We start from the raw sequence: 13137 nt of genomic DNA on the forward strand, positions 1-13137 counted from the left end.
CTTTTAGCGCCCCAGATACACTTCGATCACGCGTTCATCCATTTGCACCTCTTGCATCGTCCCTTCCGCGAGTACTGAACCCTCATGCAATACAGTGACCTTTCCCTGCTGCGCGATCTCTGTTACAAAGCCCATATCATGTTCCACCACCATGATGGAATGTTTCCCTCGCAATTCGTTCAGCAACTCAGCAGTTCTAGCCGTTTCAGCGTCAGACATCCCCGCCACTGGCTCATCGAGCAAAATCAACTGAGGCTCTTGGATTAGCAACATCCCAATTTCTAACCACTGCTTTTGTCCATGGGATAACAGCCCAGCGAGACGTGAGGCCTGATCTTGCAAACGAATCAAATCAAGGACAGCCGCAATTTTGTCTTTTTGCGTACTCGTTAATCGGGCAAACAAGGTGGTCATAACGGACTTGTTCATTTTCATGGCAAGTTCGAGGTTATCAAACACGGTGTGCTGTTCAAAGACAGTTGGTCGTTGAAACTTTCGTCCAATACCGGCATGCGCAATCTCGACCTCATTCATCTTGGTGAGATCCATGGTTTGACCAAAAAATGCGGTTCCAGAGGTGGGTCGTGTTTTGCCTGTGATGACATCCATCATCGTTGTTTTACCCGCGCCATTGGGGCCGATAATGCAACGCAACTCACCGACAGAAATGTCCAAATTTAAGTGATTGATGGCTTTAAACCCATCAAACGACACCACGATATCTTCCAGATACAAAATCGCACCATGCGTTGTATCGACGCCCGTTGGTTTCAACCGCTGGTACGACACCCCCTGATCACCGGTCGCACTGGTATATTGCTGACCGGGACGCAAGACACCGCTCATCACGTAGTTCATGCCGCCTCCCGGGATTTTTTTAATTTCGCAAACAGTCCTAAAATGCCTTGCTGCATAAACAAGGTCACCAGAATAAATAGCAGACCTAAAGCAAACAACCACAGATCAGGAAAAGCCGCCGTGAACCAGCTTTTCAGGCCATTGACCGCAAAGGCACCCAGAATCGGACCAAGCAAGGTTCCCCTGCCACCGACCGCAGCCCAGATCACCATTTCAATCGAATTACCGGGTGACATTTCAGATGGATTAATAATCCCAACCTGCGGGACATACAAGGCACCGGCGATACTGCAAAGCACAGCAGATAAGGTCCAAACGAACAGCTTAAACCACAGCGGGTTGTAACCAATAAACATCAACCGCGATTCTGCATCCCGTACACCTTGTAGCACTCGCCCTAATTTGGAAGTGACGATCCAACGGCAAAGCACTAATGCGCCCAACAAAAAGGCCAGCGTCACTAAAAACAATACCGCTTTGGTGGATGCCGCAGTCAAACTAAAACCGAGTATTCGCTTAAAGTCCGTAAAGCCATTGTTGCCACCGAAACCGGTATCATTTCTGAAAAACAGCAGCATGAAGGCATACGTCATTGCTTGGGTGATAATCGAAAAATACACCCCTTTGATGCGGGATCGAAAGGCGAAAAATCCAAAGACAAATGCCAGCAAGCCCGGAACCAGAATCACAAGCGCCATGCAGTACAGAAAATGGTCTGTCATCGACCAATACCACGGATAAGCCTTCCAATCCAGAAACACCATAAAATCCGGCAAGTCGCTCTGATACACACCTTCGTGCCCAATCGCACGCATCAAGTACATCCCATGGGCATAGGCCCCGAGGGCAAAAAAGACGCCATGACCTAATGACAGAATGCCGGTGTAACCCCAGACCAAGTCTAAGGCAAGTGCCGCGAGGGCGTAACACATGAACTTGGCAATAATGCCCATCAGATAGCCAGACACATGCAACGGATGACCATCAGGGAATGCCAGATTCAGGACAGGCAACATGGCGGCGACGACTGCCAATACGAGAATCAGTCGCCAAGTCGTCAGTGGAAATAAATCACGCATCAGTCAACACTCCTGCCTTTGAGCGCAAACAAGCCTTGGGGGCGGCGCTGAATGAAAATAATAATCATGACTAGAATCACGATTTTCGCCATCACTGCTCCTGCAACCGGCTCCATGAATTTATTAATTTCCCCCAAACCAAACGCTGCAACTAAAGTCCCAGCAAGCTGTCCCACACCGCCCAATACCACGACCATAAAAGAATCAACGATATAGCTTTGGCCCAGATCCGGTCCGACGTTACCTAATTGTGATAACGCGACACCTCCGAGACCCGCGATGCCCGAACCAAGGCCAAACGTCAGCATATCAATCTTGCCAGTCGCTACGCCGACACAGTCGGCCATACGGCGATTTTGCATCGCGGCGCGAACAAAGAGTCCCAGACGGGTTTTATTTAATATCAACCACACTGCCCCCACGACCAGCAACGAAAAGAAAATAATCGCAATACGGTTGTACGATAGGACCAAGGAACCGAGTACCGTAATACCGCCCGACATCCACGACGGATTCGCCACTTCTACGTTTTGCGCACCGAATAGGGATCGTACTGTCTGCATGAGCATAAGACTGATACCCCACGTGCATAACAAGGTCTCTAGAGGACGGCCATACAGCCAACGAATCACCGTCCGCTCCAGCAAAATACCAACGAATCCCGACACAAAGAAAGCAGCAGGAATGGCCAAGAGCAGATAGCCATCCATCGCCTGCGGAAAAAAATGTTTGAAAAGCAGTTGGCAGCCATAGGTAGTATAGGCGCCGATCATTAAGAGTTCTCCGTGCGCCATGTTGATAATCCCCATGAGCCCAAACGTGATCGCCAATCCCAAGGCGGCCAAGAGCAAAACGCTCCCTAATGAAATGCCATAGAAAATATTGCCGATAAATTCCGTGCGCGCCAACCGGCCGTTGAGCGCATGGAGAGTCGCCACCACTTCGATCCGAATGCTTTCGTCAGGCTCGACATAACTGCCATCTGGGTTTTGCTTCAGCATGGCTTCTAGCACCGGTTTGAGATTAGCGTTACTTGTTTCGGCGAGACGTCGAACCGCCGATTTACGCGCGACTGGATCAGCCGAATGTAAATTGGCGCTGGCAATCAGCTGTTGAAGCAATCCTTTGATTTCAGGATCATTTTCAGATGCACCGGCACGCTCCAATAACGGCAGTTGTTCCGGCGTTGCCGTTTGGGCTAAATCATGCACGGCAGCCAGACGGATAGTACGGTCGGCTGCGAATAATTTCATGCCAGACAAGGCGCTCTCAAGGGCTCCACGTAAACGATTATTGACGACAAGAGCATCAACGCCGTCAGGGAGTGATGTCGTTTTTCCTGTACTGAGGTCTGTCGTCACCTCCCCCTCCACCAAATACAAGGTCTCGCCCTTGAGGTAGAGATTATCGTCCTTCAACGCATTAAGAACCCGCGCCGCTTCGTCATTAGCAAGAGCGGCGATCCCATTCACCGCCACGATTCTCGCATCGGGATCGTCCCCAGCGAGGTCGTGAAGAAGATGCGGATCAATCATCACCTGCGCGCCACAGGATAACCCTAGGCTCAACAGCATACCTAGGGCGACCTGACGGAGTTTTTTGATATTCATAACGAAAGCCAAAGAATGCTGCAAAAAGGAGGACGACACAGACGATGTATGACCTGTCGTGACAACGCGCAAGGCGTTATCACTAACAGGTACAACAAAGTCAAACGACGATGGTCAGATTACAGTTTTTGCTTACCTTCGTTACCTGGGATGTAAGGACTCCATGGCTGCGCACGAATGGTTTCTTTGGTTTTGTACACCACGCTAAACTGACCATCGGCTTTAATCTCGCCGATCATGACTGGTTTATGCAAATGGTGGTTAGTCGCGTCCATCATCAACTCAAAACCGGAAGGTGCTTTGAAGGTCTGACCACCCATCGCTGCGATCACTTTATCGGTATCGGTAGATTTCGCTTTTTCAACGGCTTGCTTCCACATGTAGATACCGACATACGTTGCTTCCATCGGGTCATTCGTCACAACCGTTGCGGCATTCGGTAATTTTTTCGCTGCAGCGTAGGCTTTCCACTTTTTAATGAATTCAGTATTGACAGGATTTTTAACTGATTCAAAGTAATTCCATGCTGCGAGGTGACCAATCAAAGGTTTTGTATCAACGCCACGCAATTCTTCTTCACCAACTGAAAATGCGACAACTGGCACATCCGTCGCTTTCAAGCCGGCATTACCTAATTCTTTATAGAATGGCACATTCGAATCACCATTAATCGTAGAGATCACGGCCGTTTTTCCACCTGCTGCGAATTTTTTGATGTTGGCGACGATGGTCTGATAGTCGGAATGACCAAATGGTGTGTAGACCTCATCGATATCACTGTCTTTCACGCCCTTGCTGTGCAGGAATGCGCGCAGAATTTTGTTAGTTGTGCGTGGGTAGACATAATCGGTCCCCAGCAAGACAAAGCGTTTGGCACCACCACCCTCTTTCGACATCAGATATTCTGTCGCTGGGATAGCCTGTTGATTTGGTGCTGCGCCGGTATAAAACACGTTTTTCTCCAGCTCTTCACCTTCATACTGGACTGGATAAAACAATAAACTATTGAGCTCTTTAAACACAGGCAAGACTGATTTACGTGATACAGAAGTCCAGCAACCAAACACCACAGAGACCTTATCTTGCGAGACCAACTGACGTGCTTTCTCAGCAAACAGTGGCCAGTTAGAAGCAGGATCAACTACCACCGGTTCAAGCTTTTTACCTAACACACCGCCATGGGCATTGATCTCATCAATCGTCATCAGCGCCACGTCTTTTAGGGACGTTTCTGATATCGCCATGGTACCGGACAAGGAATGCAAAATACCCACTTTAATGGTGTCCGCAGCCACTGCTTGTGACATCCAACCAGTACCTGCCAAGGTCATTGCTGCCAAAGCAGCAGCTTTTAAAACGGTGCGACGTGTCATGATTTCTCCTGATGATGGTTAAATACAAAAAGACTACGAGCTTCATCAGTGAATTAGCAGTAAACGTGCCAGCCTATTTTTGCATTGCGTTGATTGCCATGTCTCAAAGGGCAATAGGGCAAACAGAGGAACAAAGGGGTGCAAAGAAAGCGAACGAAAGCGATGAACGATCGCAAAAACGATTCAAAATGAGGAAAAACGCTGCAGCGCACAATTACGGTGAAAAAAACTTCCTATTCCGGTGCGAACGGGGCGATGAGTAAGAATCAGGACACAGTGAGGACAGTGGATCACTGTATCGAATCATGGCGATGATGTAGTCAGCGGAAAAATGCGTCCCGGAAAGATAAAATGCGGAAGCTGGTGACCCAGTTCCGCATTTTGAATAAGATCGGTGGTTTGCCCGCTAGTCGCAGACAAAACCCACCTCGCTGCCGTCATACATATCAGTTGTATGTACAGCAGGTAGGAAGAATCATATCAAAAAAATATGACATTCACATGACGAAGATCAAAAGAAATGTGTCGGAATCGTTATCAGACATGAAATTGTTGTATTTACAACACTCATCACGCGTATTCATCGCCAGTGATGGGTCACACTGATCTTCATCAAGTGACGCGGTCTATGCCGAGAAGGCGATCCAGCACCTCTGTTAAAATGCAGGTCTCTAGATCGTTACACCTTTGCTGATCGTCGCTCGCCCCTGCCAGCGGACATTTTATTGACCGAAGTTACCCATGCCATCCAACAGCCTTGTTTTTGAGTCCCGCGTTACAACCAGTTATTCGCATTTATCCCATGTGTTGGAGCATGCCTTTGCGCACACCAATCAGCATAAAGCAGTGCTGGTCTACGATACGCGTTGTGTGTTGGCGCAAGTATTAAGTGCTGCCTACAGACAATGCCTGCCGGATGCGCTTTGCATTGACTTCGATAGTACTGCCCCCCACGAGATTCTACGTATCTTAGGCACGTTGCAGCAAGGCGATCTGGCAGTGTTGGTGCAATCCACCAATTTCCGCCTAGAGGCCTACCGCCTTCGGGTTGAATTGTTTAAACAAGGTCTCAAAGTCATTGAACACCCCCATCTAGGTCGCATGGAAGGGAATGAAATCGATTATTACATCGATGCACTCGCCTACGATCCAGATTATTACCGTATCGTTGGTCGTAAACTAAAAGAAAAAATTGATTCTGCTCCCTACGGCATCGTCGACAGTGATGGCGCAGAATTAGTCTTTAGTGGCAAGTTTGAATCAGCCAAACTCAATGTTGGCGACTATAGCGAAATGAAAAACATCGGTGGACAGTTTCCAATCGGTGAGGTGTTTACCGAATCGGTGAATTTAGAAGATGTACACGGCAAAGTGCGCGTCTTCATTTTTGGTGACACCACGTTCAGTATCAACAAGCCAGCAACGCCAATCACCCTCGTCGTTGAGAAGGGACAAGTCGTTGACACCGAAAACTCAACGCCCGAGTTTGATCAGGTACTCGCCAATATCCGCGCCGATGATGGCGTCGTCTGGGTGAGAGAGCTTGGTTTGGGTATGAATCGCGCATTCAGCAAAGACCGGACTGTGCGTGACATTGGTACCTACGAAAGAATGTGCGGGATCCATTTATCGTTGGGATCGAAACACGGTAGTTATGCAAAACCCCATATCAAACGCGGCGAAGGACGGCATCACGTCGACGTCTTCGCAGTGACCAAATCCGTGCGCTTTGGCGAGGAAGAAGTCTACCGCGATGGGCAGTGGATCGTCTGACGCGACCTAGGCTGACAACAAGTGTGCCTCATTCATGTGAGGCTGCTCTTCCACGCCTCCCGACTGCCTCAGTTGCACGATCAACTGCGCAGCAGCGATGGCATCCAATAAGGCATCTTTACTCACGGGGCGATGAACAAACGAAATCGCCGGATGGGCCTGCCAAGGCAGACGCGGTATGCGTCGCTGCTCTTTAATCAATAAAATGACCGGACAAGTTACCGCCAGTTGATCAAGGTACGCCGTCATGTCTGGTTGACCAAGGACATCGACTGATACCCTAAGCAAAACACAAGCGTGACGCAATAAGGAATTACTTTGTGAAAACAGGTCAAGAGATGGATAGCTCACCACCTCCAGACCGTTGGTACGCAATACGAGACTCAGGACTGAGACCTCAAACTCATCCTCATTGATCAAGTGCACATAAAATGGAACTACCGAGTCTGTCACGCCATCACCCTTACCACGCTTTCCACCCCTCCTCGTCACAGCATGTGACACAGGCAGACTAGATAAAAAAGCGAAGTCTAGAGAGATATAGAACAGCTGACTATCGTACTTTGGTGCAAAAACACATTTTATGCATGACAACGACCCGCTAACGCGCCTGACTTCTTCACATGAAGTGCAGTGATCAATAAATCCGGGCGATCAACATACAGAAAAATAGGCCCATCACCACCCGATACGCTTTGCAACAAGCTGAGCTGCACATCTGATCCGTGATGTAATGTCAGCACGACATTAGGGGCATCAAACGGCGTTATCTGCCGCGTTGCATACAACGAATACCCCTGTTTTCTACACCATTCTCGCCGCGATTCGTGCAGTCTTTCACAGTTTGCAATTGCCTCCAATGGAATCATTCCATCTGCACGGGGGCCAATAGTTAAAATAAGATGTGTAGCCGTTAAGCGATGATAGCGACTTCCCAGCACATGCCAGCGATCGCCCATCAACCAGACAAAACTGTAAACGCTCAACAGACCGAAAACCCAGTGTAATTTACTGGTTTGACTAGGCGATTTCGCGATGACGGAAGTAATGAGCACGTCAAAAGGAATTTCAAAAAATAAGACGATCATGACGATATAAGTCATCGTCTCGTACGCTCCTTTCTCGAGGTAATGCACTCTTTCACCAAGGTCAGTGTTCGGTTTCCCTCTGCGCATCAGCCAAAGATACACACCGCACCACATAGCGCGCTCTAAACGAAGGTAAGCAAGAAAACCAGGAGGGACGAGTGCATACAATTTTTGCGACCACTTCACCTCTGCATGAAAAGCCGTCAGCACCCGCATCATGTGTACTCGAAAACACACGAGGTCTTTGGCAACGAACAAAATCAACGGTAACGTAAAAAGAACCCGAACCAATGCACCTCTCCAGGCGGCTGGGAAAAACAGTGAGACCAGCATGCCATTAAGCACGATCCATAGACCATATCCCACTAAGGACAACCATGGTATGCGCTGTAAGTCGTGTTGGTATCGTTGGATTCGTTGGTATAAGCGGTACATTGACATCATCGAAGCCCTCAAAATCTTCCCCCCACATTCACTACTCCGACACCGACAGGCACTTCCTACCTATCTGTCCGCTGGATGATTCACCCCATCGTTCAATGTCACATGTTCGATATCAAATGGATTGACGCCCTCGAGGCATCCAACGTTGTATCCATAGAGGTGAGGTTGAGAGCGGCGCTGATGGTGGGTATAAATGCCGCACTGCGAGCAGAAATAATGTTTCGCGGTATGGGTATTGAATTGATAGAGCCGTAAGACGTCTTGACCTTTGACGATGGAAATGGCGTCAAGCGGCACAGAGGCGACGATAGCGCCTTTTCGCCGACACATTGAACAATCACATCGCCTTGGATCGACGATACCGTCAGGGAGATCAAGCAGTAACTCGACCGCACCACAGTGGCACGTTAATCGATGTTGGGCGTTAATGAGAGTACTTCCGACCTTCTTGATCATTATCCAATCCTATTCGCGCATTGAACTCATGTGACACACTGGCTATCAATATACTGAGCATCGTCCTAGATTCACCGATCGCCAGCTGTTTTGCTGACTCATCGGGACTAGCCGTCATATTTTACCGCGTCTATAAATGGGTTGCCGATAACGCACCAGCAAGCGCTTCCCATAAACACCCAGACTTATCGCTCATTCATGGAAACCATCGAACGCTGGCAATGAAGATATAAAAAGGGTTAATCGACGCTAGTAGGAAGAAAATAAACCGAATTTCGTTACATGCTCCCAACCCATCAACCTAGCCCAAATATGTCTTTGTCGAAGGAAAATAAGTCGACCGCAGAGTCATAAAGGGAGTTTCAACAACCCGAAAGAGCAACCAACCGCCCGCGATCGCCAACACCATGATCAAGCTGATACCCAATGGTGCGTTGATATCGATATTAAAATGTGCCATTGGCGCTAATAGCAGTTTAAAAATCGGTTTGTGCGCTAGATAAATAGCATAGGACCATAAAGCCAGCCGTTCAGCACCTGGCACGCGGCACCGATGCAATAACGACGTTGGACTGAGTGCTGCCATCGTTAGGATCGCGAAGCTCCACGCTAACAAGCTGAATCCAAACGTCATCAGGTAGCCGTTAAAGCCACTGTCGTTGTCGAAGTAGGTCTTCATCAAATACATCATCAAACAGGACGAAACGATACCCAACGTCAGCAAGAGATTCCCTCTTCGCAGGATCTGTGCAAACCGCTTTTGATGGCAATTCTGTAGCAAAGCGATCGCTACGCCAGGAAGCAACTCGTCGAAGCGGGCCGCGCTAGCATAGTAGACGCGAACGGCATAATCGATATCTGTCATTGCTTGCTGTCCATGCGCCCACCAAGCATAGCCGCGTACCGCCATCCCCACACCGATTGCCGCAAACAAGGTCACCCAAGCCAATGTTAATGGCTTTTTTGCGCTTACTATGAGGACAGCAAGAAGAGGTAATAGAAGGTAAAACTGTTCCTCGACGCACAACGACCAAGAATGAGAAAAAGTCTCACCAAAATGCAGCCCCATATTTTGCGTGAAGCTCAAAAACCGCCATATCGAGGCTGTTGCGGATCCGGCCAAGTTCTCTGGCAATAAAAAATACAATGCCAGCACCACATAGTAATTGGGCAAGGTTCGCAACAAACGTCGTGCAAAGAACGTTGTAAGGGAAAACCCCTCTCCATTGACTAATGCAGAGATGACCTGATTCCCAATCAGGTAGCCACTCAGAACAAAAAATAAATCGACGCCCATCCAGCCCATGTCGGTCAAGAAGCCAAAGGTCGATTGGTGACTAACAACAACCGCATAATGCGACATCAACACCAAAGAGATCGCGCAAGCACGAAGGGTATCAAGACCATGAAGCCTGCCTGAGGCTGAAAGCGTATTCATTATTGTTAAATAGGAAGGATCATCAAGACAACGTTCTGTGTTTGGCACAACGCATTACGCAGGTGTTTGTGCCGACTCACTAGGGTCAACGAATGTACCGATGTTGTCAAGCGATCATCAAATAAAAACAATGACGAAGAGGGTTTACGGCCGAAATCAATTCACCACATGAATACCGGCGGTCAGTCGCCTGGTGTATCCAAATCAAAGACGCCAAGCTGCGTCGCACGCAGCACTAATTCTGCCAATGTGCTTACTTGCATCTTTTCCATGACGCTACTCCGTTGCGCCTTGATCGTTCGTTCAGAATTTCCCAACTCATAAGCGATTTGCTTATTGAGCTTGCCGCGCACCACCAAATGAAACACTTCCAACTCTCTTTCGGATAGCGTGGCGTAACGATAGCGGAGTTCATCAATCAAAGTACGCGATTTTCGGGCTTCCAAATCACGCTGGTGAGCATTATTCACCGCACGGAGTAGATCCTCTTTTTGCACTGGCTTCGTTAAAAAATCATCAGCGCCAGCCTTCATCGCTCGCACACTCATCGAGATATCCCCATAAGCGGTCAAAAAGATGACAGGGATCGGACAGTGGCGTTTATTGAGATGTTCCTGTACTTCTAAGCCGCTTAAGCCCGGCATATTCACATCAAGCAGAATACAACTGGGTTCATCCTTAAATTCAGCCTGAAAAAAATGTGTCCCAGATTCAAAAGTCAATACTCGATAGCCACACGCCATTAATAACATGCCCAGCCCCGATCGGACCGATGAGTCATCATCCACCACATAAACCATCGGCAATAACTCATTACTCATTGATCTTCACTCCTGGCTAACGGTAATTTAAAACGCATGATGCCTCCGCCGATGCGGTTTTCAGCCCAAATATGGCCGCCATGTGCCTGTACGATCGAGGCGGTGATCCACAAGCCCAATCCCACACCTTCGGGTTTTGTCGTAAAAAAGGAATCGAACACCCGCTCTACGCCCTCATCAAAACCCGTCCCGGTATCAACAATAGAGACGCGAACGTTATCCACGCCATAGCGGATGGTCTCAATGGTAATTCGTCGCTCTTTCCCCTTACGGCGATCAATCGCATCCATACTATTGAGTAGCAGATTCACCATCACTTGCTGCATCTGTACGATATTCATCGACACGATCATGCCGTCGGCGGCAAGGTCTAGATCAATATGAATACGCCTTACTTTTGCTTCCACTGACAAGAAATTTAAGACTTTTCTGACCAACCAATTGATATCCACTGGGCCCAATTCATTGTCTGATTTTGTGAGAAGACCTTGCATATTTTTAATTAATGCATCGGCACGTAAATTATCGCGTCGGATATTGGCGAGTGTTTCGTACACGAGATCCAACGGGGGTGGATCCCGCTTGAGGAAAATCTGTGCCGCCTCGACATTACTGAGAATGGCCGCGAGCGGCTGCACCAGTTCATGCCCAATCGCTTCGTTGTAGATGGAGGCCGTCATTTTACGGTTCATTTGCGTGATCTGACCTAACACTTGGCGCGATGCGCTCAAGGCGAGTGCACTGAGTTTCTTATCAATAATCAGGTAGAGAACCCAGATAATCAGCAATACCATGAACGAGGCAGCAGCAATGATTTCCCATCGGTAGGTCTGCCACGTGCTCGGCGTAAAAAAACGCTCCTCACTACCACTAGGGAAATCAGCCGGTTTAATTTGCCAGCGCGTGACCTGATAATGATCGAGCAAGGGAGCATAGCCGGCACTTTGCAATTCAACCTCAGACCGTCGCTCTCCTTTCATCACTTTCCATACCTGCTCTGCAGCCTCTTTTCCCAACTCTTGATAATTAAAGCTTAAGGCTGCCAGAGGCCCGCTTCCCAATAAACGCGGGTCATCGACCAGCATCGGGCTCATTGCAGATCGCGCCAACACAGCCATCAACTCTTGCCCGTACGATCGACCGATGGCCAGATCATCGGTCAGGGTACCAAAGTAAATGACGCTCTCTGGGGAAAGATTAGAAAGCTCATGTTTGATTTGTTCCAAAGGACGTCCGCGTAAATCTTGGACAGTCAACCCATCGGAGGTCCGACCTAACTGCGACGGTAAAAACGTCTTATTTAACGCAGAAAAAGGCACTTCGCCGACCAGCACGAGGTGTGTGCTGTTAGGGAATAAGGTCTTGGTCGCTGCAACAACATGAGAGAAATTATTCCGCAATACTTTTCCATTGACGTTCGGGGGCAAAACCATATGCACAACATCAATATCATTGGCCAAGGTAAAGACCACTGGCACTGTGGGCCACAATGCTTTGTTGTAAGTCAGAAGAAATTTCAACGCCGTATGTCCGACCACAACAATGGCATCAAAACGTTGGTTACGATATTTTTCTTTCAACCATCTAACGAGTGAATCCCGATGTGTCTCTTGGGGGAATAAAGCCAGATCCAGATTTTCATGAAAAAGTACGACCTTTTCAGTGTCGGTTGATTCACTCTTCAGTTGTGTATTGAGGGCAGTATAGAATTCCTGTAGATACGTGGTTTGTCCCATATCTGGGCTGAGCACCAAGACACTTTTTACCGTTTCAGGTCGATTGGCGGCAAAAGCCAACCCATTGCCGATCATCAGCAATAACAACACACTGAGCCGCAGTAATACTCTCATTGGAATAACAAACACGTAACTTTCTCGCAAAACACGTCGTCAACACATGACGCACGACAAATGAAACAGAGGAAAACATGACGATAGAGGTCGCGCCGTCGGATCGCTCAATGACCCGCCGCCAAATATTTTTCCATATAGAAATAAATTCTTGGAATTATGACGTGCTTACGTCGATTCACCACAAAGAACATGAAAAAAGATTGCTTTTCAGCAGTAAAAAGCCACAAGGCGGTGCATTTTTAAAATAAATCGCCATCAGTAGCAGCAAAAGTCGCGAATCAGGGCGGTGCATCCATAAAAAATGATCTAAAAAATAACCGTTTACACAACGCAACAGGCTCTTC

Annotated in this window: 11 protein-coding genes; 1 reads left to right on the top strand and 10 read right to left on the bottom strand. The window is 48.2% G+C overall.

The genetic code is table 11. The features are described from left to right. Window positions 1-3 precede the first annotated feature (3 nt). From urtD to urtA, 4 genes are all read right to left on the bottom strand, one after another. Window positions 4-858, bottom strand: coding sequence for an urea ABC transporter ATP-binding protein UrtD (gene urtD / locus ACO0K2_RS12665; RefSeq protein ID WP_423019286.1), 855 nt, complete (start codon window positions 856-858; stop codon window positions 4-6). Beyond that, window positions 855-1937: an urea ABC transporter permease subunit UrtC gene (gene urtC, locus ACO0K2_RS12670; RefSeq protein WP_423019288.1), complete on the bottom strand. Its 1083-nt coding sequence runs from the start codon at window positions 1935-1937 to the stop codon at window positions 855-857. The genes urtD and urtC overlap by 4 nt, the downstream gene beginning before the upstream one ends. Continuing rightward, a complete protein-coding gene (urtB, locus tag ACO0K2_RS12675; protein WP_423019409.1) occupies window positions 1937-3511 on the bottom strand; it encodes an urea ABC transporter permease subunit UrtB in 1575 nt (524 codons plus the stop codon). Before urtB ends, urtC begins: the two co-directional genes overlap by 1 nt. A gap of 155 nt (window positions 3512-3666) precedes the next feature. Beyond that, window positions 3667-4920 (bottom strand): urea ABC transporter substrate-binding protein, encoded by a 1254-nt coding sequence (urtA, locus tag ACO0K2_RS12680; protein WP_423019289.1) that lies wholly within the window; start codon window positions 4918-4920, stop codon window positions 3667-3669. A 741-nt stretch (window positions 4921-5661) separates the two neighbouring features. On the opposite strand from urtA, the gene ACO0K2_RS12685 reads away from it, so the two are divergent. Beyond that, window positions 5662-6693, top strand: coding sequence for a hypothetical protein (locus ACO0K2_RS12685; protein ID WP_423019291.1), 1032 nt, complete (start codon window positions 5662-5664; stop codon window positions 6691-6693). 6 nt (window positions 6694-6699) lie between these two features. Here the strand turns inward: ACO0K2_RS12685 and ACO0K2_RS12690 are convergent, their stop codons facing one another. The 6 genes from ACO0K2_RS12690 to ACO0K2_RS12715 all read right to left on the bottom strand — a co-directional run bounded on the left by ACO0K2_RS12690 (window position 6700) and on the right by ACO0K2_RS12715 (window position 12790). Next, window positions 6700-7146 carry a hypothetical protein gene (locus ACO0K2_RS12690; RefSeq protein ID WP_423019293.1) on the bottom strand — a complete coding sequence of 149 codons (447 nt, stop codon included), beginning with the start codon at window positions 7144-7146 and terminating at the stop codon, window positions 6700-6702. Between the two features lie 128 nt (window positions 7147-7274). Beyond that, the gene (locus tag ACO0K2_RS12695) at window positions 7275-8225 is read right to left on the bottom strand and encodes a hypothetical protein (protein ID WP_423019295.1); all 951 of its coding nucleotides are present in this window, start codon (window positions 8223-8225) and stop codon (window positions 7275-7277) included. 60 nt (window positions 8226-8285) lie between these two features. Next, a complete protein-coding gene (locus ACO0K2_RS12700; RefSeq protein WP_423019297.1) occupies window positions 8286-8681 on the bottom strand; it encodes a GFA family protein in 396 nt (131 codons plus the stop codon). A 301-nt stretch (window positions 8682-8982) separates the two neighbouring features. Next, window positions 8983-10119, bottom strand: coding sequence for an acyltransferase family protein (locus ACO0K2_RS12705; protein ID WP_423019299.1), 1137 nt, complete (start codon window positions 10117-10119; stop codon window positions 8983-8985). Between the two features lie 182 nt (window positions 10120-10301). Beyond that, complete coding sequence (locus tag ACO0K2_RS12710; RefSeq protein WP_423019301.1) at window positions 10302-10940, bottom strand: response regulator transcription factor; 639 nt, start codon at window positions 10938-10940, stop codon at window positions 10302-10304. After that, window positions 10937-12790: an ABC transporter substrate binding protein gene (locus ACO0K2_RS12715; protein WP_423019303.1), complete on the bottom strand. Its 1854-nt coding sequence runs from the start codon at window positions 12788-12790 to the stop codon at window positions 10937-10939. Before ACO0K2_RS12715 ends, ACO0K2_RS12710 begins: the two co-directional genes overlap by 4 nt. Between the last annotated feature and the right edge of the window lie 347 nt (window positions 12791-13137).

The sequence above is a fragment of the Undibacterium sp. MH2W genome (genome assembly GCF_049340215.1).
Lineage (GTDB): Bacteria > Pseudomonadota > Gammaproteobacteria > Burkholderiales > Burkholderiaceae_D > Undibacterium.